Source organism: Zoogloea sp. (genome assembly GCF_017302315.1).
Lineage (GTDB): Bacteria > Pseudomonadota > Gammaproteobacteria > Burkholderiales > Rhodocyclaceae > Zoogloea.
Genome location: NZ_JAFLDT010000075.1, coordinates 1 through 19,781, shown reverse-complemented (window position 1 = coordinate 19,781; position 19,781 = coordinate 1). Strand labels below are relative to the sequence as shown.

The 19,781-nt window shown below is 66.4% G+C and carries 21 protein-coding genes; 6 read left to right on the top strand and 15 right to left on the bottom strand.

Features of this window, described 5'->3' with window-relative positions; genetic code table 11:
- Both mutS and J0L98_RS17400 read left to right on the top strand, forming a co-directional pair.
- Positions 1–1,503: DNA mismatch repair protein MutS (gene mutS, locus J0L98_RS17405; protein ID WP_296413117.1), on the top strand; the 1,503-nt coding region annotated here is incomplete at its 5' end.
- Positions 1,504–1,513: 10 nt separating this feature from the next.
- Complete coding sequence (locus J0L98_RS17400; protein ID WP_296413116.1) at positions 1,514–2,464, top strand: hypothetical protein; 951 nt, start codon at positions 1,514–1,516, stop codon at positions 2,462–2,464.
- A gap of 10 nt (positions 2,465–2,474) precedes the next feature.
- On the opposite strand, the gene J0L98_RS17395 is transcribed toward J0L98_RS17400, so the two are convergent.
- A complete protein-coding gene (locus J0L98_RS17395; RefSeq protein WP_296413115.1) occupies positions 2,475–2,777 on the bottom strand; it encodes a hypothetical protein in 303 nt (100 codons plus the stop codon).
- Between the two features lie 32 nt (positions 2,778–2,809).
- Here J0L98_RS17395 and J0L98_RS17390 point away from each other — a divergent pair, with 32 nt between their 5' ends.
- Positions 2,810–3,595 (top strand): fused MFS/spermidine synthase, encoded by a 786-nt coding sequence (locus J0L98_RS17390; protein ID WP_296413113.1) that lies wholly within the window; start codon positions 2,810–2,812, stop codon positions 3,593–3,595.
- Positions 3,592–4,695 (top strand): NAD(P)/FAD-dependent oxidoreductase, encoded by a 1,104-nt coding sequence (locus J0L98_RS17385; RefSeq protein WP_296413112.1) that lies wholly within the window; start codon positions 3,592–3,594, stop codon positions 4,693–4,695. Before J0L98_RS17390 ends, J0L98_RS17385 begins: the two co-directional genes overlap by 4 nt.
- Positions 4,696–4,838: 143 nt before the next feature.
- On the opposite strand, the gene dnaQ is transcribed toward J0L98_RS17385, so the two are convergent.
- Genes dnaQ through J0L98_RS17370 form a run of 3 tightly spaced genes read right to left on the bottom strand, consistent with a single transcriptional unit; the run spans position 4,839 to position 6,797 of the window.
- Positions 4,839–5,558 carry a DNA polymerase III subunit epsilon gene (gene dnaQ, locus J0L98_RS17380; RefSeq protein ID WP_296413111.1) on the bottom strand — a complete coding sequence of 240 codons (720 nt, stop codon included), beginning with the start codon at positions 5,556–5,558 and terminating at the stop codon, positions 4,839–4,841.
- On the bottom strand, positions 5,555–6,037 hold the full coding sequence (rnhA, locus tag J0L98_RS17375; protein WP_296403184.1) for a ribonuclease HI: 483 nt from the start codon (positions 6,035–6,037) through the stop codon (positions 5,555–5,557). Before rnhA ends, dnaQ begins: the two co-directional genes overlap by 4 nt.
- Complete coding sequence (locus J0L98_RS17370; protein ID WP_296413110.1) at positions 6,024–6,797, bottom strand: methyltransferase domain-containing protein; 774 nt, start codon at positions 6,795–6,797, stop codon at positions 6,024–6,026. The genes rnhA and J0L98_RS17370 overlap by 14 nt, the downstream gene beginning before the upstream one ends.
- Positions 6,798–6,835: 38 nt before the next feature.
- Here J0L98_RS17370 and gloB point away from each other — a divergent pair, with 38 nt between their 5' ends.
- Complete coding sequence (gloB, locus tag J0L98_RS17365) at positions 6,836–7,591, top strand: hydroxyacylglutathione hydrolase (RefSeq protein WP_296413109.1); 756 nt, start codon at positions 6,836–6,838, stop codon at positions 7,589–7,591.
- 13 nt (positions 7,592–7,604) lie between these two features.
- Here gloB and J0L98_RS17360 read toward each other — a convergent pair whose 3' ends face one another.
- A complete protein-coding gene (locus J0L98_RS17360) occupies positions 7,605–8,561 on the bottom strand; it encodes a diguanylate cyclase (protein WP_296413108.1) in 957 nt (318 codons plus the stop codon).
- A 216-nt stretch (positions 8,562–8,777) separates the two neighbouring features.
- On the opposite strand from J0L98_RS17360, the gene J0L98_RS17355 reads away from it, so the two are divergent.
- Positions 8,778–10,304 carry a transglycosylase SLT domain-containing protein gene (locus J0L98_RS17355; protein WP_296413107.1) on the top strand — a complete coding sequence of 509 codons (1,527 nt, stop codon included), beginning with the start codon at positions 8,778–8,780 and terminating at the stop codon, positions 10,302–10,304.
- Positions 10,305–10,574: 270 nt separating this feature from the next.
- Here the strand turns inward: J0L98_RS17355 and J0L98_RS17350 are convergent, their stop codons facing one another.
- The 10 genes from J0L98_RS17350 to J0L98_RS17305 all read right to left on the bottom strand — a co-directional run.
- On the bottom strand, positions 10,575–11,672 hold the full coding sequence (locus J0L98_RS17350) for a 2Fe-2S iron-sulfur cluster-binding protein (protein WP_296413105.1): 1,098 nt from the start codon (positions 11,670–11,672) through the stop codon (positions 10,575–10,577).
- A gap of 156 nt (positions 11,673–11,828) precedes the next feature.
- Entirely contained in the window at positions 11,829–12,329 is a 501-nt protein-coding gene (gene paaD, locus J0L98_RS17345) for a 1,2-phenylacetyl-CoA epoxidase subunit PaaD (protein WP_296413103.1), read from the bottom strand.
- A 10-nt stretch (positions 12,330–12,339) separates the two neighbouring features.
- Entirely contained in the window at positions 12,340–13,122 is a 783-nt protein-coding gene (gene paaC / locus J0L98_RS17340; protein ID WP_296413102.1) for a 1,2-phenylacetyl-CoA epoxidase subunit PaaC, read from the bottom strand.
- Complete coding sequence (gene paaB, locus J0L98_RS17335; protein ID WP_296403169.1) at positions 13,122–13,418, bottom strand: 1,2-phenylacetyl-CoA epoxidase subunit PaaB; 297 nt, start codon at positions 13,416–13,418, stop codon at positions 13,122–13,124. Before paaB ends, paaC begins: the two co-directional genes overlap by 1 nt.
- On the bottom strand, positions 13,415–14,428 hold the full coding sequence (gene paaA, locus J0L98_RS17330) for a 1,2-phenylacetyl-CoA epoxidase subunit PaaA (protein ID WP_296413101.1): 1,014 nt from the start codon (positions 14,426–14,428) through the stop codon (positions 13,415–13,417). The genes paaB and paaA overlap by 4 nt, the downstream gene beginning before the upstream one ends.
- A 42-nt stretch (positions 14,429–14,470) precedes the next feature.
- On the bottom strand, positions 14,471–15,262 hold the full coding sequence (locus tag J0L98_RS17325) for an enoyl-CoA hydratase/isomerase family protein (RefSeq protein ID WP_296413100.1): 792 nt from the start codon (positions 15,260–15,262) through the stop codon (positions 14,471–14,473).
- A gap of 7 nt (positions 15,263–15,269) precedes the next feature.
- Positions 15,270–16,043, bottom strand: coding sequence for an enoyl-CoA hydratase (locus J0L98_RS17320; RefSeq protein ID WP_296413099.1), 774 nt, complete (start codon positions 16,041–16,043; stop codon positions 15,270–15,272).
- Between the two features lie 52 nt (positions 16,044–16,095).
- Positions 16,096–17,241, bottom strand: a complete 1,146-nt coding sequence (locus J0L98_RS17315; protein ID WP_296413098.1) for an ABC transporter substrate-binding protein — start codon at positions 17,239–17,241, stop codon at positions 16,096–16,098.
- Between the two features lie 28 nt (positions 17,242–17,269).
- Positions 17,270–18,475 carry a 3-oxoadipyl-CoA thiolase gene (gene pcaF / locus J0L98_RS17310; protein ID WP_296413097.1) on the bottom strand — a complete coding sequence of 402 codons (1,206 nt, stop codon included), beginning with the start codon at positions 18,473–18,475 and terminating at the stop codon, positions 17,270–17,272.
- 143 nt (positions 18,476–18,618) lie between these two features.
- Positions 18,619–19,781 (bottom strand): AMP-binding protein (locus J0L98_RS17305; RefSeq protein ID WP_296413096.1); only part of this gene is annotated, 1,163 nt, incomplete at its 5' end.

Below are 19,781 nucleotides of genomic sequence, written 5' to 3'. Positions count from 1 at the left end.
GCCCTGCGCAGCGCCCGCCCGCGGGATCTGTCCGCCCTGCGCGACAGCCTGGGCCGCCTGGCCGAGCTGCGCGCCGCCCTGGGCAGCCCCCAGGCACCGCTGCTGGAGCGCATGCTCGAAGAGCTCGCCACACCCGACGAGGCCCTGGATCTGCTGACCCGCGCCATTGCTGCCGAACCCTCCACCGTGCTGCGGGACGGCGGCGTGATCGCCGAAGGCTTCGACGCCGACCTGGACGAGCTGCGCGGCATCCAGACCAACTGCGGCGCCTTCCTGCTGGAGCTGGAAGCCCGGGAACGGGAGCGCACCGGCATTGCCAACCTCAAGGTGGAGTTCAACCGGGTCCACGGCTTCTACATCGAGATCTCCGCTGCCAACGCCGCCAAGGGCGAGCTGCCCGAGGACTACCGCCGCCGCCAGACCCTGAAGAACGCCGAGCGCTTCATCACCCCGGAACTCAAGGCCTTCGAGGACAAGGCCCTGTCGGCCCAGGAGCGCGCCCTGGCCCGGGAAAAACTGCTCTACGAGGGTGTGCTCGACGCCCTCGCCGCCGACATTCCGCGCTTCCAACGCATCGCCCGGGCCTGCGCCCTGCTGGATGGCCTGTCGGCCTTTGCCGAAGCCGCCGCCCGTTACAACTACGCCATGCCCCGCTTCAGCGACCAGCCGGGCATCGAGATCCAGGCCGGGCGCCACCCGGTGGTGGAGCGGCAGGTGGAAAACTTCATCGCCAACGACTGCCGCCTCGACCCCACCCGGCGCATGCTGCTGATCACCGGCCCCAACATGGGTGGTAAATCCACCACCATGCGCCAGGTGGCGCTGATCGTGCTGCTGGCCCACGTGGGCTGCTTCGTGCCGGCAAGCGCCGCCCGCATCGGGCCGGTGGATGCCATCTTCACCCGCATCGGCGCCTCCGACGACCTGGCCTCCGGACGCTCCACCTTCATGGTCGAGATGACCGAGGCCGCCGCCATCCTCCACGGCGCTACCGACCAGAGCCTGGTGCTGATGGACGAGATCGGCCGCGGCACCTCCACCTTCGACGGGGTGGCCCTGGCCGTGGCCATTGCCCGCCACCTGCTAGACAAGAACCGCTGCTGGACCCTGTTTGCCACCCACTACTTCGAGCTGACCCGTCTGGCCCAGGACTACCCGGAATGCGCCAACGTGCACCTGGATGCGGTGGAGCACAACCACGGCATCGTCTTCCTGCACGCCCTGGAGGAAGGCCCCGCCAGCCAGAGCTACGGGATCGAGGTGGCCGCCCTAGCCGGCATTCCGGGTGCCGTGGTGCGGGACGCCAAGCGTCGCCTGCGCGCCCTTGAGAACCGGGAGATCTCCGCCGGCCCCCAGGCCGACCTGTTTGCCAGCCTGCCCGCCGATGAACCCGAGCTGCCCGGTCATCCGGTGCTCGGCGCCCTGGCCGGGATCGACCCGGACGCTCTGACGCCCCGAGAAGCCCTCGAAGCCCTGTATGAGCTGAAGCGCCTCAGCGCTTAGACCAGGCACCATGCGCCGGACTGCACTCGCCCTGCTCACCACCCTCGCCGCCATGACGGGGCACGCCGCCGAGCCCTTCAGCTTTGGCGTCCTGGGTGACACGCCCTACAACCGCTTCGAGCGCACCCACCTGCCGGCGGTGATCGCCGAGATGGACGCCGAGCGCCTCAAGGTGGTGATCCACGACGGCGACATCAAGAACGGCGGGGAGCGCTGCGACGACGCCCTCTACGAAGACCGGCTGGCCCTTTTCAGGACAAGCCATCACCCCTTCGTGTTCGTGCCCGGCGACAACGACTGGACCGACTGTCATCGCACCAGCAACGGCGCCTACGACCCCCTGGAGCGCCTGGAAAAGCTGCGCCGGGTGTTCTTTGCCGACCCCCGCAAGACCCACGGCCAGTATCCGATGGCCGTGGACACCCAGGCCGATGACGCGGCCTTTGCCGCCTATCGGGAGCACCAGCGCTGGCAGATCGGCCCGGTGCTGTTCCTGACCGTCAACGTGCCGGGCAGCGGCAACAACTACGGGCGCAAGAAGACACCCGGGGCGGAATACCTGGCGCGCAGTGCAGCGGTCAGGGCGTGGATTGAGGCCGGCTTTGCCCGGGCGCGCAGTGCCGGCTTGGAGGGGGTGGTGCTGGTGATGCAGGCCAACCCGGACATCGAGGATTTTGCCGACGGCAAGGGCAACCACGCCTATCGGGAGCTGCTGACCCAGCTACTGGCCGAAACGCGCCGCTTTGCCGGCCAAGTGCTGCTGGTGCACGGCGACAGCCATGTGCATCGCATCGACACGCCACTACGTGATCCGAAGGACGGCTCCGCCGTGGGCAACTTCACCCGTGTGGAAACCTTCGGCTCGCCCTTCATGGGCTGGGTCAAGGTGGACGTACGGCCGGGCAGCACACCCCTGTTCCGCCCCACCGGCCGGGCTTATTCACCCAAGACCGGTGAATGAGATGGCTGCGCTACTGCTGCTTCGGGTTCATGCGTTCGCGGACGCTCTCCAGCGCCCTGCGCACGCCCTCCGCCGCAGCCTCGACGCCGTCGGTGGCGGCCGCTTCGCTGACCACGTGGTAATGCAGCACCAGCAGCCCACGCAACTTCTCCCAGGCAAGGGGGTTGTCGGAGTTGCAAAGGGTCGAATCACCCCGCAATACGGCCTCGGCGACACCGGGCTCAAGCAGGTGGATCCCGCACAACTGGGCCAGACGGGCAATCTCCATATCGATGGAAGCAAGCTCGTCGTTAAAGTGTTCAAAGGTGGTCATGTTTACATCCTGGACGCCGCCAGGCGGCACTGTTGCAGTGCACTACAGAATACACCGGATTTTTCATGAACATTCCCATCGACATCAGTGAAGAGTCTGGCGTCCGCTACCTGCATTTCGGCTCCGACTGGGTGCAGGGCGCGATGCGCCTGCGCAAGCCGAACGCCCTTGAACTCACCTATACCCGCGAGATGATGGCCGGGCTGCTGTTTCGCGAGGCCCCCTGGCCCGCCCGCGTGCTGCTGATCGGCCTGGGCGCCGGCTCCCTGGCCAAGTTCGTCTACCACCACCTGCCCCAGGCAAGAGTCACGGTGGTGGAAATCGCCCCGGAGGTGCATGCGGTGGCCCACCAGTATTTCCGCCTGCCGGACGAGGATGCGCGCTTTGAGGTGCATATCGGCGACGGGGCCGAGTTCGTCCAGGACGATCCGCGCCAGTGGGATCTGATCGCCGTGGATGGCTTCGACCGCCATGCCCGGGCCGGTGCCCTGGCCACACAGCCCTTCTACGCCGCATGTCGGGCGAGGCTGGCGGCAGACGGCGTCCTCAGTGTCAATCTCTTCGGGCAGTTGCGGGGCTTCAAGGCCCAGCTACAGCGCCTCCGCAAGGCCTTCGGCGGACGGGTACTGGATCTGCCGGAATGCGACAGCGGCAATGTCGTCGCCCTGGCCTCTCCCGCTGACGGGCAATCCTGTGATCTGGCCACCCTGAAGTCACGTGCCGCGAACCTCAAGGCTGTGACCGGCCTGGATCTGCTGCCCACCCTGCGCCGGCTGGAGAAGTCCGGCGCGTGCCCGGACGGCAGCGTAAGCCTGTGAGCGCCCGGGTCGACTGCGTCGTCATCGGTGCCGGGGTGATCGGCCTCGCCTGCGCCCGAGCCCTGGCCCGTGCCGGGCGCGAGGTGCTGATCCTCGAAGCCGCCGAGACCTTCGGCACCGGCATTTCCAGCCGCTCCAGCGAGGTGATCCACGCCGGCCTCTACTACCCGGCCGGCTCCCTGCGTGCCCGCCTGTGCCGGCCCGGTCGTGAGGCCCTGTATGCCTGGTGCGCAGATCGGCATGTGCCCCACCAGCGGCTCGGAAAACTGGTGGTGGCCACCTCGGCAGCCCAGCTTCCGATGCTGGACGACATCGCCCGCCAGGCCCGGGCCAACGGTGTTGCCAGCGTGCAGCGTCTTGACGCCGCCGAAGCCCGTGCCCTGGAACCCGCCCTGAGCTGCGTGGGCGCCCTGCTGTCTCCGGATACTGGCATCGTGGACAGCCATGCGCTGATGCTCAGCTTGCTCGCCGATGCCGAGGCTGCGGGCGCCACCCTCGTCACCCATGCGCCGGTGCAGTCCATGGAATGCGGCACTGACGGCCATATGCTTGAGGTGGGCGGCGCCGGGCCCATGCGCCTGCACGCGGCCCGCGTGATCAACGCCGCCGGGCTGGGGGCGGTACCCCTGGCGAAGCGCACGCATGGCTTTCCGGCCGGCCTGTTGCCCACGGCCCACTACGCCCGGGGCAACTACTTTGCCTTGCAGGGCCGCAGCCCTTTCACGCGCCTGATCTATCCCGTGCCGGAAAGCGCCGGCCTCGGTGTCCACCTGACCCTGGATCTGGCGGGCCAGGCCCGTTTCGGGCCCGATGTGGAATGGGTGGATGCACCGGGCTACCACGTGGCCCCGGCGCGGGCCGCAGCCTTCTACCCGGCCATTCGGCGTTACTGGCCGGGCCTGCCGGACGGGGCACTGGTGCCGGCCTATGCCGGCATCCGGCCAAAGATCCACGGCCCGAACGAACCGGCAGCCGACTTCATGTTGCTCGGCCCGCAGGCCCATGGCCTGCCCGGCCTGGTACAGTTGTTCGGGATCGAGTCCCCGGGCCTGACGAGCTGCCTGGCCCTGGCGGACGCGGTTAGAGACGCGCTCGGCTGACGGTACGGCCTCTGCAGCAAACACGATCTGTAGGGGCGACTTGTAGAGGCGACTTCAATCGCCCATCCCCGGATCGATCACCGGCATGCCTTTGATCAAAGTCCGCCGGCGACTGAAGTCGCCCCCACGGAAGCAGCGCACACTCAGCTAGCGGCCGTCGGTGCCGGGGGAATCCACATGCAGTTCCCCTTGTTGGCCTTGGCGATCTCCCCCAGCACCCGCTCGTGGCCGTCCAGTTCCTCCGGTGACGCTCGCAGCACGCGCAGGGGCGGCCGCTCGACAAAGCCGCTGCCACTGCCGTCGTCCATCCGGGGCGGGGGTTCGTCCAGGCTCATGATCAGGCTTTCCTGACCGCGGGTCATGGCCAGGTACACGTCGGCAAGCAGCTCCGCATCGAGCAAAGCCCCGTGCAGGGTGCGATGCGTGTTGTCGATTTCGTAGAGGGCGCACAGGGCGTTGAGGGACGCCTTCTTGCCCGGGTTCTGCTCCTTGGCAAGCTTCAGGGTATCGATCACCGACGGGCATTGCGCCGTGAGGACGGGGCGGCCCAGCAGGCCCAGCTCGTGGTTCAGGAAGCCGACGTCAAAGGCGGCGTTGTGGATCACCAGCTCGCCACCTGCAACGAAGGCCTCGAACTCCTCGACGATGTCCTTGAAGAGGGGCTTATCCACCAGGAATTCGTTGGTGATGCCATGAACGGCCATGGCGCCCGCGTCGATCTCGCGCTGGGGGTTGATGAAGACGTGGTAATGCCGGCCGGTAAGCTTGCGGTCGAGCAACTCGACGCAGCCGATCTCGATCACCCGGTCGCCACTCTTCCAGTCCAGGCCGGTGGTTTCCGTATCCAGAACGATCTGTCTCATGCCTTCACTCCCGCAGCCTCTTCCGATTCCACAACCCTGCCCGTCTTCCTGACGGCCTCCACCCCGCGCCGGGCCAGGGCATCGGCACGCTCGTTCTCCACATGGCCCGCGTGGCCCTTCACCCATAACCACTTGATCTGGTGCCGGGCCGCCTCCGCATCCAGGGCACGCCACAGATCTTCGTTCTTCACCGGGGCCTTGGAGGCGGTCTTCCAGCCCCGCGCCTTCCAGCCGTGGATCCACTCGGAGATGCCCTTCTGCACATACTGGGAATCGGTGTGGACCCGTGCTGACACGGGACGCTTCATGGCCTCCAGGGCGCGGATCACTGCCAGCAGTTCCATCCGGTTGTTGGTGGTGGCGGGCTCGCCGCCCCACAGTTCCTTCTCGTGGGGGCCGGCGCGCAGGAGCGCACCCCAGCCGCCAGGCCCCGGGTTGCCGGAGCAGGCACCGTCGGTATAAATGTCAATCTCGTCCAAAATCGTTCTCGTCAGTGGTCTTTCGGGGGCCGGTGTCAGCGACGCCCCCGGTTCTCTGGATGATGGGTGCCAATGCCCGGGCGCGGGCCTTGCGGTCCCAGCGGGGCATGATCAGGCGCATGCCATGCACCCGCTTGATGGCATGGATCACATATACGCCGCCACCGATGGGCCACCAGCGCGAGCCCGCCCGGTCCAGCAGGCCAAGGCGGTCAATCCACTTCTGCTGCTCCATCGCCGGCACGAAGCACCCCGAACACTGGCTGCCGATCTCGAAGCTGAGCAGGGCCAGCCAGTCCTTCAGGCGGCCGGGGCTCAGGTACTGGCCATGCCAGGGATAGGCGCCGCATTCCCGGGCCAGGGTGCGGCGCAGACCGAACAGGCTCAGGGGGTTGAAGCCGGCAATGATCACGTGACCGTCCGCCACCAGCACCCTTTCGACCTCGCGCAAAACCTGGTGAGGATGGCCGGCGAACTCCAGCACATGGGGCAGCACAACCAGATCAAGGCTGTTGGCCGCAAAGGGCAGCGCTTCCAGATCGGTTTCCAGTTGCACCTCGCCCGCGCCCGCCCGAAAACGCAGGGGCATGCGGTTGGCCCGCAGAAAGTCGGCTTCCGGGAGGCCCAGCTGCACCGCGTTGTAGCCGAAAATATCGGCCACCAGCGCGTCAACGCAACTCTCTTCCCAGGCCATCACATAGCGCCCGAGGGGGGTATCGAGCCAGGCATGCAGGCCGGGAAAGGACTCTGAAGGCGACATCAGGGTGCGAACGCTCAGGAAACGACTAAAATCAGGGGATGCAGATTATCCCTCTTCCCGCGTTTCGCGATAACTATATCTGGCTGCTTCGCCATGGTGCCACCGCAACCGTTGTTGACCCGGGCGATGCGGCACCGGTGCTGCGCTATCTGGCCGACGAAGGGCTGACGCTCGCTGCCATCCTGATCACACATCACCATTCCGACCACGTGGGCGGTGTCGACGCCCTGCTGGCGGCACATCCGGTGCCCGTATATGGCCCGGCGCGGGAGGACATTGCGTCGATCACCCGGCGGGTGGGCGACGGCGATCAGGTGTCGGTTCCGGGTGCGGAATTCCAGGTCATTGATGTTCCCGGCCATACCGCCGGGCATGTGGCCTACTATGCCGCCCCCATTCTGTTCTGCGGCGACACCTTGTTTGCCGCCGGCTGTGGCCGCATCTTCGATGGCACGCCGACCCAGCTCCATGCGTCCCTGGAACGGCTTGCCGAGCTACCGGGCGACACCCAGGTGTATTGCACCCACGAATACACTCTTTCCAATCTGGCCTTTGCCGCGGCCGTCGAGCCCAACAACAGTGCCATTGCCGAACGCATGGCCCTGTGTCAGACCCTGCGTGCCGACGAGCGCCCCACCGTGCCCTTCCGGCTGGATGGCGAGCGCCGCTCCAACCCTTTCCTGCGTACCCGTGAAGAAGAAGTCATCCGTCAGGCCGAGGCCCAGGCCGGGCATGCCCTGAACGGGCCGGAGGCGGTGTTTACCGCCCTGCGGGAGTGGAAAAACCGTTTCTGACCAAGTCCGAATCTCAGGGCGGAATGCGTACCGCCGTCGCGGCGATGCGATTGCGTCCGCTCTCCTTGGCCTGGTAGAGGGCGTCATCGGCGGCCTTGAGCAGATCGGCCGGCCGGCCCTCGGTGCGCCCCGGGATCACCGATGCCACGCCAATGCTCACGGTCACCACGCCGCCATCCTGCGAATAGCGGTGTGTGATGCGCAGGTTTTCCACCGCCGAACGCATCCCCTCCGCCACCTGCAGGGCGCCGGTGATATCGGTATCCGGGAGGATCACGGCGAACTCCTCGCCGCCATAGCGCGCCACCAGGTCGGCCGGGCGGCGCAGCACGCCCGTAAACGTGCGGGCAACGGCCTTGAGGCACTCATCGCCCACCTGATGCCCGTAGCCGTCGTTGAATTGCTTGAATCTGTCCACATCGGACAATAGCAGGGCCAGGGGCTTTCCCTGGCGACTGGCACGGCGCCATTCCCGCAACAGGGTTTCGTCAAACTGACGGCGGTTGGCGATGGAGGTGAGCCCATCGAGGGATGAAAGCCGGGTCAGTTCCTGGTTGGCCTCATCCAGTTTGCGCGTCAGCACCAGCAGGGAGTAACGCATCTGGGCGATGCGCTGCATGGCCCGCACCTTGGCGGCCAGCACGGTTTCGGAAACCGGTTTGATGAGGTAGTCGTCTCCTCCGACCGCGATGCCCTTTTCCAGGTCTGCATCACTGGTGCGAGCGGTCAGAAAGATGATTGGCGTCCATTCGCCCGCCTGTTCGAGCTGACGGATGCGTCGGGCAACCTCGAAACCATCCATGCCGGGCATGATGATGTCGAGAAGGATCAGGTCAGGACGCTCGAGCTTGAACTGCTCGATGCCCTTTTCTCCGTCCCGGGCCACGATGGGTTCAATGCCTATCTTGCGGAGCTGATGGGACACCAAGGTCGCACTGGTCAGGGTGTCCTCGATCAACAGGGCTTTCACGGGAGCGTCTCGGTGCAGTAGCTTATGTGGGGCGCGGCTGCGCGGCAGTGGTTGGATTGTGCCCCAAATGGGGCATCTTCGGTGTCGTTTGGCGCCAGAATCGACGCCCCGCCCCCGGACCGGACGGATTGTCCTTTTTTGATGCAAATACCGGTTTGACCCCCCCGTCCATGGGCAGATAAAATCCCGCCTTTGCTTTTCGCGCGACAAAGCCCGATGTATCCGAGAGTTATCGCGCTGTTCCTGTTCATTTTTGCTTCAGGTGCCCTGCAGGCCAACGATGCCGCCGTCGAAATGCCCTTGCGTTTCGATCCCGCATCCACGATGGGCGAAGCGGTTGGCCTCCAGGCCCCCCAGACCTTCGAAATCCGTGAGCAGCACGTCCGGGTGCCCACCGTCGACCTGACAGTCGAGCCGGACGACCTCTGGGAACGGATCCGCCGCGGTTTTGCCATGCCGGACCTCAACACCGACCTGGTGACCGACCGGCAGATCTACTACATCAACCGCCCGGCCGCCCTGCGCCAGATCTTCACCCGCGGCCAGCGCTACCTCTATCACATCGTTGACGAGCTTGAACGCCGCGGCATGCCCACCGAGCTGGCCCTGCTGCCCATGGTGGAAAGCGCCTTCAACCCGATGGCCCTGTCTTCGGCCCAGGCCTCCGGCCTGTGGCAGTTCATCCCGTCCACCGGCAAGAGCTACAACCTGGAGCAGAACTGGTGGGTGGACGAGCGTCGCGACGTCATCGCCTCCACCAACGCCGCCCTCGACTACCTGCAGACCATCTACGAGATGCATGGAGACTGGCACCTGGCCCTGGCCTCCTACAACTGGGGTGAGGGTGCAGTGGGGCGAGCGGTGTCCAAGAACCGGGCCGCCGGCCTGCCCACCGAATACCAGCATCTCAACATGCCCGGGGAAACCCGCTACTACGTTCCCAAGCTGCAGGCCCTGAAAAACATCGTGGCCCAGCCGGAGCTGTTCGGCATCACCCTGCCCCACATCCCCAACCGCCCCTACTTCGTCACCGTCGAAAGCCGCGTCGCCCTCGATCTGGCCACCGCCGCACGCCTGGCCGAAACCTCGGTGGACGAGATCCTGGCCCTCAACCCCGGCTACAAGCGCCCGGTACTGCCCACCAACGGCTCCCAGTCCCTGGTGATTCCGGCAAGCAAGGTCGAAGCCTTTCTGATCAACCTCTCCCGCCACGACCCGGCCAGCGCCAGCTGGCGCACCTACGAGCTGCGTGACGGCGAGGGGCTGGAAAGTGCAGCCGACCGTCTCGGCATCTCCGCCACCCGCCTGCGCCAGGTCAATGGCCTGTCGCCCCGGGCTCGCATCGGCAGCGGCTACACCCTGATCGTGCCGTCTGAAAGCGAGGGTGATCGCATCACCCTGGCCAACCTGCTGCCCACCAAGCCCCAGGCCGGTGCGGTGGAGCCTCCGCCGCCCCGCACACTGATCCAGCGCACGGTGGTTCGGGGCAAGAATGGCCGCCCGATGGTGGTGGAACGCAAGGTAGCGGTGCAGGACAGTGCTCCGTCCCGCAGCAGCGCGGAGAAAGCCGGCAAGGGCAAACGGGGCGTTGATGAACGCGAAAAGCCCACCGCCAAGGCCGGCAAGCCCGAGAAAACCGACAAGCCGGCGCGCCCTGAAAAAGCAGACAAGCCCGCCAAAGGGGCCGGCAAGCCCCCTGCCCCACCGGCCAAAGCCAAGGCGGAGCCACCCAAGCGGCGTTGATGCCTGGCCGCGTGTCGGTCGATTGAACCTGATTTCCTGAGGTTGACGCGTCGTCTGATGATCCCTGCAGCCGCTCCCGAAGGGGCGACTGTAGGGGCGACTTCAGTCGCCCATCCGCGCCCCGATCACCGGCATGCCCCTGATTGAAATCCGCGGGCGACTGAAGTCGCCCCCACAGTTCCTCCGGCCACCGTCAGAGCGCCCATACGGAATCGACCCCACCGAGGCATGGCCTCAGTGGGGTCGAGTTCATTCGATCACGACGCGCCCTCAGCGCTCGTCGAAGCTCACCAGCAGACGCTTGCTGGTGGCGCGGGCCTGGCAACTGAGTACGAAACCCTGATTCACCTCCGGGGCTTCAAGGGTGAAGTTTTTGTCCATCACCACGGAGCCGTCCAGCACCTTGGCGCGACAGGTGCAGCACACGCCGGCCTTGCAGGAGAAGGGCAGATCGAGGCCAGCATTGAGGGCGGCGTCGAGCACATGCTCGTCGGCGCCGATGGCGATCTCGTGCTCCTTGCCGTCGAGGATGACGGTGAGGGCAATGTCCTTGGCCGCGGCGGCGGCACTGGCAGCAGCCGTAGCGGCGCCCACGGGCTTGGCACCGGCGGGCAGGCCGGCGGTGAAGCGCTCGGTGCGGACGCGGTCGGCGGGCACACCCGCCTCCACCAGAGCCGTTTCGGTGGCGGTGATCATCTCGTCCGGGCCGCAGATGAAGACTTCATCCATGGAGCCGACGGGCAGCAGGGTCCGGATGATCTCGCGGACCTTGTCGCCGTCGATCCGCCCCTGCAGCAGGTCGACTTCCTGGGCCTGACGGGACAGGATGTGGATCAGGGTGAGGCGGTCGCGGTAGCGATCCTTCAGATCCTGCAGGGCTTCGTTGAACATCACCGAGGACATGCGGCGATTGCCATAGACCAGGGTGAACTTGCTCTCGGGCTGCTCCTCGAGGGTGGTGGCGGCAATCGACAGGATGGGCGTGATACCCGACCCGGCGGCGAAGCCGACCCGGTGGATGGCGCGCTTCTTCCGCACGGTGAAGCGGCCGTCCGGCGGCATGACCAGGAGGGTGTCACCAGCCTTGACCGAGCTGGCCGCCCAGTTGGAGAAGACACCGCCCTCGACGGGGCGGATGCCGACCTCCAGCTCACCCACCTTGGCCAGGCGGCTGCGCGGGCTGCTGATGGAGTAGCTGCGGCGCACGTCCTGGCCATTGATGGTGGCGCGCAGGGTCAGGAACTGACCCGGCTCGAAGGCGAAGCGCTCCCGCTCGGCCTCGGGAATGGCGAGGGTGATGGCCACCGCGCCGGCCGCCTCGGGGCTGACCCGCTTGACGGCAAGTTCTTGAAAACGGAGTGCTGACATGGCGTTTTTAAACTCCTGAAACACCGCCCCGGCAAAGCCCATGAAGAAATCGTAGCGAGCAGGCCCGAGGCTGCGACGAGGCGCGGAGCTGTACGTGATGTACAGCGAGCACCGGAATCGCAGCCTCGGGACGCGCAGTAGATTTATTCACGGGCGTCAGTAGGGCTTGAAATAGTCAAAGGGTTCCTGGCAGTCGAGGCACTTGTAGAGTGCCTTGCAGGCCGTGGACCCGAATTGGGACGAGACGACGGTGTGAGTGGAGCCACAGCGCGGGCAGGCCACCGCGTCCGGCGCCGGGCGATGACGCATGAACTTGACGACGCTGACGTCCGGCCGGGTGGTGTGCGGTGGCGCGATGCCGTAGACACGCAGCTTCTCCTTGGCCTCGTCGCTGATCCAGTCGGTGGTCCAGGCCGGGGCCAGACGGGTGATGACGCGGGCCGGGATGCCGGCCTTGACCAGCGCGGCCCTGACGTCGTCCTCGATCAGCCCCATCGCCGGGCAGCCGGTATAGGTGGGGGTGATGACCACCTCCACCCCGTCCGACGTTTCGGTGACATTCCGGAGGATGCCCAGCTCGCGCAGGGTCACCACCGGGATCTCCGGGTCGGTCAGATGCGCGAGGCTGGCCCAGACCTGTTCCACGACTGTGCTCATGGTCTCGGCCTTACCAGGTGGCGCCCGGGTGGGCGCGGGCCAGGCCCTGCATCTCGCCGAGCAGGTAGCCCAGGTGCTCGGAATGACGCCCGTGCTTGCCTTCGGGCACGTAGCCGCGAACCTGCGGACGCACCAGGGTGGCCTCGCTCAGGGTCTCATTGACGATGGCGTCCCACGCAGCACGCAGGCTGCGCACATCCACGCCGGCACCGGCGGCCACGGCCGCATCCTCGGCCACGCTCGGGGTCCAGAACTCTTCGGTGTAGGGGAAGAGGTGATCCACGGCCGCCTGGGCGCGCCGATGGGATTCCTCGGTGCCATCACCGAAGCGCACCAGCCAGTCGGCGGCATGGTGCAGGTGGTAGCGGGCTTCCTTCAGGGACTTGGCGGCGATGGCCGCCAGGTCGGCGTCAGGAGACTTCTCCAGCGCGTCCCACACCAGCACCATCAGGGCGCCGTAGAGGAAGTTGCGCACGACGGTGGTGGCGTAGTCCCGGTCGGACACGGCGTAGCCCACCAGCGGGCCGTTGTGGGGCAGCTCCAGCAGGGTGTAGTTGCGGAACTGGGTTTCGTCGCGGAAGTAGGCCAGCTTGTCCTCGGTGGCGTCGCCGCCCAGGCGGGTGGCGGCCAGCTGATACAGCAGCCGGGCCTGGCCGATGTAGTCGAGGCTGACGTTGCCCATGGCGATGTCTTCCTCGAGGATGGGGCCGTGGCCACACCATTCGGCGTTGCGCTGGCCCAGCACCACGGCGTTGTCGGCCAGGTGCAGGATGTACTCGGCAGGTGCGCTCATCACATGTGCCCCACTTCTTCCGGGATTTCGTAGAAGGTCGGGTGACGGTAGATCTTGTCGGCGGCGGGATCGAACAGCTCGCCCTTGTCATCCGGGTTGCTGGCAGTGATGGCGATGGACGGCACGACCCAGATGCTCACGCCTTCCTGGCGGCGGGTGTACACGTCACGCGCCATGTGCAGGGCCTGGGCGGCGTCGGCGGCGTGCAGGCTGCCGCAGTGCTTGTGCTCAAGGCCCTGCTTGCTGCGGACGAAGATTTCCCAGAGGGGCCATTCCTTGAGTGCGGGGGTGTTCATGCTGCCTCCTTTTGTGCGCGTTGTTGTTGTTTGCGGGTGTAGGCCAGGGCGGCGTCGCGCACCCACTGGCCATCGTTGTGGGCCTTCACGCGGGTGGCGAGGCGCTCCTTGTTGCAGGGGCCGTTGCCTTCCACGGTGTTCCAGAACTCCTGCCAGTCGATCTGGCCGTAGTCGTAGTGCTGGCGCTCTTCGTTCCACTTGAGGTCCGGGTCCGGCAGGGTCACGCCGAGCACCTTGGCCTGGGGCACGGTGGCATCGACGAACTTCTGGCGCAGCTCGTCGTTGCTGATGCGCTTGATGCCCCAGCGCATGCCCTGGGCGCTGTTGGGGCTGTCGGCGTCGGGCGGCCCGAACATGGCCAGGCACTTCCACCACAGGCGGTTCACCGCGTCCTGCACCATGGCGCGCTGGGCTTCGGTGCCCTGCATCATCACCAGCAGGGCCTCGTAGCCCTGGCGCTGGTGGAAGGACTCTTCCTTGCACACCCGCACCATGGCGCGGGAGTACGGGCCATAGGAGCAGCGGCACAGGGGGATCTGGTTCATGATCGCAGCGCCATCCACCAGCCAGCCGATCACGCCCACGTCGGCCCAGTTGAGGGTCGGGTAGTTGAAGATCGAGCTGTACTTGGCCTTGCCGGAGTGCAGGCCTTCGAGCATCTGGTCACGGCTGGTGCCCAGGGTCTCGGCGGCGGAATACAGGTAGAGGCCGTGGCCGCCCTCGTCCTGCACCTTGGCGATCAGGATGGCCTTGCGCTTGAGGCTGGGGGCGCGGGAGATCCAGTTGCCCTCGGGCAGCATGCCGACGATCTCGCTGTGGGCGTGCTGGCTGATCTGGCGCACCAGGGTCTTGCGGTAGGCCTCGGGCATCCAGTCCTGGGGCTCGATGCGGCCGTCGGCGTCGATGCGGGCATCGAAGGCCGCCATCAGTTCGGGGTTTTCCGTGGACGGGACGGCCGCCACGTTCTTCTGGCCGGCGTTGTCCGGCACGCTGAAGGATTGGGTATACATGAGGTGTCTCTCCTGTGTAGGTTGGACAGATCCGCCCGCTGCTTATTGCAGCCAGGCCGGGGGACGTTTTTCAAGAAAGGCGGCGATGCCGTCCCGGGCTTCATCGGTGGCGCGCCGCCGGGCAATGCGGCTGGCCGTCTCCTCGCTCACCGCGTCGTCGATGGGGCGCCCATTGACGGCGGCGATCAGGTCCTTGGCGGCCTTCTGGGCCTGGGGCGCGCCGGCCACCAGGGTCTCGGCGAGGGCGGCCACCGCCGCGTCGAGGGCGTCCAGCGGGACGACCTCCCCCACCAGCCCCATCTCCAGGGCACGGGCGGCGCTGATCCGCTCGGCGCTCTGGAACAGGCGCAGGGCGTGACGCGGGCCGATGGCCCGCAGCACGTAGGGGCTGATCACCGCGGGGATGATTCCGAACTTCACTTCCGAGGTGGAGAAGGAGGCATTGTCTGCAGCCACCGCCATGTCACAGGCCGCAGCGAGGCCGGTGCCGCCCCCCAAGGCCGCCCCTTGGACACGGGCGATGGTCGGCTTGTTCATGTCCGACAGGGCTCGCAGCATGCCGGCAAAACGGCGGGCGTCGGCCATGTTCTCGGCTTCACCATAGGCCGAGGCGCGCTTCATCCAGTTGAGGTCGGCACCGGCGGAGAAGTGCTTTCCCCGCCCCGCCAGCACCACCACCCGCACGCCGGCGTCGGCGTCCAGCTCGGCGCAGGCCTGGTGCAGGTCGGCGATGAGCTGCTCGTTGAAGGCGTTGAAGACGTCCGGGCGATTCATCCACAGGGTGGCCACGCGGCCGCTGCGTTCGATTTCCAGGGTTTCGTAAGGGTTTGCCATGGCAACCTCAGCAGTTCCGGAAAGCCGGCTTGCGCTTCTCGACGAAGGCGGCCATGCCTTCCTTCTGGTCTTCGAGGGCGAAGGCGGAGTGGAAGACCCGGCGCTCGAACAGCAGGCCCTCGTTGAGGCTGCTCTCGAAGGCGCGATTGACCGACTCCTTAATCATCATGACCACCGGCAGGGAGAAGCCAGCGATGGTGGCCGCAGCCTTGAGGGTCTCGTCCAGCAGCTGCTCAGCGGGGATGATGCGGGCCACCAGGCCGGCCTTCTCGGCCTCGGCGGCGTCCATCATGCGGGCAGTCAGGCACAGGTCCATGGCCTTGGCCTTGCCCACCCCACGGGGCAGGCGCTGGGTGCCGCCGGCGCCGGGCATGGTGCCCAGGCGGATCTCCGGCTGGCCGAACTTCGCCGTATCGGCGGCGAAGATCATGTCGCACATCATCGCCATCTCGCAGCCGCCGCCCAGGGCAAAGCCCGCCACCGCCGCGATCACCGGCTTGCGGGTGGTCTTGATGCGCTCCCAGTTGCGGGTGATGAAATCGGTCTTGTAGGCGTGCATGTAGTCGAAGTCCTTCATGAAGCCGATGTCGGCTCCCGCAGCAAAGGCCTTCTCGTTGCCCGTCAGGACGATGCACCCGATGTTCTCGTCGGCTTCGAAGCCGTCGATGGCCGCACCGATGCCATCCACGACCTCGTTGTTGAGGGCGTTGAGGGCTTCGGGCCGGTTGATGCGGATCAGCCCGACCTTGCCATGGACTTCAGTGATTACCACCTTGCTCATGCTGTTCTCCGGGCGTCGATCTTGCGGCCGACGCCTTCTCGTCTTGTGGGGATTACTGGCTGATGGTCCAGTCGCCGGCCTTCACTTCAAGCATGCGGAAGGAGGACAGGTCGAGGCCCATGTGGTCGGTGGGCGACATGTTGAACTTGCCACTGGTACCGATGAAGCCCTTGGTCGCCTCGATGGCATCGCGGACCTTGGCCTTGTCGGTACCGCCGGCGCGCTTGATGGCATCCACAGCGATCATCAGGCCGTCGTAGGCGTAGCCACCGAAGGTGGACACATCCTCCTTGTAGCGATCCTTGTAGGCCTTGGCGTAGGCGGTCACGACAGGCTTCTGCGGGTCATTGGCGGGGAGCTTCTCGGGGATCAGCTGGGCCGGGGACGGCAGGCGCACGCCTTCGGCCGCCGGGCCGGCGAGCTTCAGGAACTCATCCGAGGCCACACCATGGGACTGGTACAGGGGCAGCGTGATGCCGAGCTGCTTGTAGTTCTTGGTGACGATGGCCGGGCCCTGGCCCAGACCGAACACGAACACGGCCTGCACGCCGGCGGTGTTCTTGATCTTGGTGAGCTGCGGGCTCATGTCGGTGTCCTTGGGGCCGTAGGTCTCGTTGGCCACCAGGGTCACGCCGTACTTGCCTGCCACCGCCTCGGTCTCCTTCTTGCCCGATTGACCGAAACCGGAGGTCTCGGACAGCAGTGCCACCTTGGTCAGACCGCGCTTCTTCATGTCCTCGAACACTTTCTCGGCAGCCATGCGGTCAGTGTGGGGGGTCTTGAAGACGAACTTCTTGACCGGCTCGATGATCACCACGGCGCCGGCCAGGGAGATGAAGGGCGTGCCGGACTTCTCGGCCAGGGGCACCATGGACATGGTGGCGCCGGTGGTGGTGCCGCCGATCAGGATGTCCACCTTGTCGTCGTCGAGCAGGCGCTTGGCGAAACCGTTGGCCTTGTTGGCGTCACTGCCGTCGTCGTAGTGCACCAGCTGCAGCTGACGGCCCAGCACGCCGCCCTTTTTGTTGATGTCTTCCACGTAGAGCTGCAGGGTCTTCAGCTCGGGGTCGCCCAGGAAGGCGGCCGGGCCGGTGACGGACAGCACGGAACCGATCTTGATCGGCTCATTGGCAATGGCAGCCAGGCTGCCCAGGGCCAGCACGGCGCCGACGGCAAACTTTTTCATCATGGTCTTCATGGGTTTGTCTCCTCTTTATGGTTGTGCTTCAAACACGCTCGATGATCATTGCAATGCCCTGCCCCACCCCGATGCACATGGTGCACAGGGCATAGCGGCCACCGCGGCGGTGCAGCTCGTAAATGGCGGTGGTGACCAGACGGGCACCGCTCATACCCAGGGGGTGCCCCATGGCGATGGCACCGCCGTTGGGGTTCACCCGGGCGTCGTCGTCGGCCAGGCCCAGGTCGCGCAGCACAGCAAGGCCCTGGGCGGCAAAGGCTTCGTTGAGCTCGATGACGTCCATCTGGTCCAGGCTCAGGCCGGCCTTCGCCAGCACCTTCCGCACCGCCGGCGCCGGGCCGAAGCCCATGATGCGCGGCGCCACGCCGGCGGTGGCCATGGCCACCACCCGCGCCTTCGGCGTCAGGCCGTACTGGCCCACCGCCGCTGCGGAGGCCAGCAGCAGCGCGCAGGCACCGTCATTGACGCCCGACGCGTTGCCGGCCGTCACCGTCAGCTCGGGGCCATTGACGCCCTTGAGCTTGGCCAGCATCTCCAGGGTGGTGTCGGGGCGCGGGTGCTCATCGGTGGTGAACAGGATGGGGTCACCCTTCTTCCGCGGGATCTCCACCGGCACCAGCTCGTCGGCAAAGCGGCCGGCTTCGTGGGCGGCGGCCCAGCGCTGCTGGGAGCGCAGGGCAAAGGCGTCCTGATCGGCCCGGGAGATACCGAAGTCGGCGGCCACGTTGTCCGCGGTCTGCGGCATGGAGTGGACTTCGTAAAGCTTCTTCATCAGCGGATTGACGAAACGCCAGCCGATGGTGGTGTCGTAGATGGCAGCCTGGCGCGAGAAAGCCGATTCGGCCTTGCCCATCACGAAGGGCGCCCGGGACATGCTCTCCACGCCGCCGGCGATCATCAGCTCGGTCTCGCCCGACTTGATGGAGCGGGCCGCCAGGCCCACCGCATCCATGCCGGAGCCGCACAGGCGATTGACGGTGGTACCCGGCACGTCGATGGGCAGCCCCGCCAGCAGGCCCGACATGCGCGCCACGTTGCGGTTGTCCTCGCCAGCCTGGTTGGCGCAGCCGTAGATGATGTCCTCGACGGCCGTCCAGTCCACCTGCGGATTACGAGCCATCAGGGCCTTGAGGGGCACCGCGCCCAAGTCGTCCGGCCGCACACTCGCCAGAGTGCCGCCGTAGCGGCCGATGGGGGTGCGGACGGCGTCGCAGATAAAAGCTTCGTTCATTTGAACTGTTCCTCTTTAAGAGAGAATGCTGAAGAAATCGTCGCGAGCAGACCCGAGGTCGCAATGAGGAGCGGAGCTGTACTGGAGTACAGCGAGCACCGGAGTTGCGAGATCGGGACGCGCAGTAGATTTATTCGGCGTTCTCAGAGCTGCTTGGGGCGCTGGTCGATGACCCGGCGGGCCTTGCCGGTCTGGGTGCGGGGGATGCTGTCGAAGTCCATCACGTTCACCTTGGTGCTGATACCGATGATGGTCTTGATGTGCTGGGCAACGCCGCGGCTGATCTCTTCGATGGTGCCGCGGCCCACATTGCCGGACAGCTCGCGCTGCAGCTCGCAGCGGATCTCCACGTTGTCCAGGTGGCCGTCACGGGTCAGCACGATCTGGTAGTTGCCGGTGAGGCGCGGCTCGCGCAGGATCTGCTCCTCGATCTGGGTCGGGAATACGTTCACACCGCGCACGATGAGCATGTCGTCGGAGCGGCCGACGATCTTGCCCATGCGCCGGAAGGCCCGGGAGGTGGGCTTGAGCAGGCGGGTCAGGTCGCGGGTGCGGTAGCGGATGACCGGGAAGGCCTCCTTGGTCAGGGAGGTGAACACCAGCTCACCCTCCTCGCCGTCGGGCAGCACTTCGCCGGTTTCGGGGTCGATGATCTCGGGATAGAAGTGGTCTTCCCAGATCACCGGGCCGTCCTTGGACTCGATGCACTCGCAGGCCACGCCCGGCCCCATGACTTCGGTCAGACCGTAGATGTCGATGGCGTCAATACCGAGCTTGCGTTCGATCTCGGCGCGCATGCCCTGACCCCAGGGCTCGGCCCCGAAGATGCCGACCTTGAGGGAGATCTCGTCGGGCTTGATGCCCAGGCGCTCGAACTCCTCGGCGATCACCAGCGAATACGACGGGGTGACCATGATCACGTCCGGACGGAAATCCATGATCTGCTGGACCTGCTTCTCGGTCTGGCCGCCGGACATGGGCACCACGGTACAGCCCAGGCGCTCGGCGCCGGCGTGGGCGCCGAGGCCGCCGGTGAACATCCCGTAGCCGTAGGCCACGTGCACCATGTCGCCCGGCAGGCCGCCGGCGGCGCGGATCGAGCGCGCCACCACATTGGCCCAGTTGTCCAGGTCGTTCCTGGTGTAGCCGACCACCACCGACTTGCCGGTGGTGCCCGACGAGGCGTGCAGGCGCGCCACCTTGCTGCGCGGCACGGCGAAGAGACCGAACGGATAATGATCCCGCAAGTCGGTCTTGGTCATGAACGGGAACTTGGCCAGATCGGCCAGCTGCTTCAGGCTGTCCG

Excerpts from the sequence above, each read along its gene's own strand:
- J0L98_RS17400 (WP_296413116.1), top strand. The coding sequence starts at position 1,514 with ATGCGCCGGACTGCACTCGCCCTGCTCACCACCCTCGCCGCCATGACG.
- J0L98_RS17395 (WP_296413115.1), bottom strand. The coding sequence starts at position 2,777 with ATGACCACCTTTGAACACTTTAACGACGAGCTTGCTTCCATCGATATG.
- dnaQ (WP_296413111.1), bottom strand. The coding sequence starts at position 5,558 with ATGAGACAGATCGTTCTGGATACGGAAACCACCGGCCTGGACTGGAAG.
- J0L98_RS17370 (WP_296413110.1), bottom strand. The coding sequence starts at position 6,797 with ATGTCGCCTTCAGAGTCCTTTCCCGGCCTGCATGCCTGGCTCGATACC.
- gloB (WP_296413109.1), top strand. The coding sequence starts at position 6,836 with ATGCAGATTATCCCTCTTCCCGCGTTTCGCGATAACTATATCTGGCTG.
- J0L98_RS17355 (WP_296413107.1), top strand. The coding sequence starts at position 8,778 with ATGTATCCGAGAGTTATCGCGCTGTTCCTGTTCATTTTTGCTTCAGGT.
- J0L98_RS17350 (WP_296413105.1), bottom strand. The coding sequence starts at position 11,672 with ATGTCAGCACTCCGTTTTCAAGAACTTGCCGTCAAGCGGGTCAGCCCC.
- paaD (WP_296413103.1), bottom strand. The coding sequence starts at position 12,329 with ATGAGCACAGTCGTGGAACAGGTCTGGGCCAGCCTCGCGCATCTGACC.
- paaC (WP_296413102.1), bottom strand. The coding sequence starts at position 13,122 with ATGAGCGCACCTGCCGAGTACATCCTGCACCTGGCCGACAACGCCGTG.
- paaB (WP_296403169.1), bottom strand. The coding sequence starts at position 13,418 with ATGAACACCCCCGCACTCAAGGAATGGCCCCTCTGGGAAATCTTCGTC.
- paaA (WP_296413101.1), bottom strand. The coding sequence starts at position 14,428 with ATGTATACCCAATCCTTCAGCGTGCCGGACAACGCCGGCCAGAAGAAC.
- J0L98_RS17325 (WP_296413100.1), bottom strand. The coding sequence starts at position 15,262 with ATGGCAAACCCTTACGAAACCCTGGAAATCGAACGCAGCGGCCGCGTG.
- J0L98_RS17320 (WP_296413099.1), bottom strand. The coding sequence starts at position 16,043 with ATGAGCAAGGTGGTAATCACTGAAGTCCATGGCAAGGTCGGGCTGATC.
- J0L98_RS17315 (WP_296413098.1), bottom strand. The coding sequence starts at position 17,241 with ATGAAGACCATGATGAAAAAGTTTGCCGTCGGCGCCGTGCTGGCCCTG.
- pcaF (WP_296413097.1), bottom strand. The coding sequence starts at position 18,475 with ATGAACGAAGCTTTTATCTGCGACGCCGTCCGCACCCCCATCGGCCGC.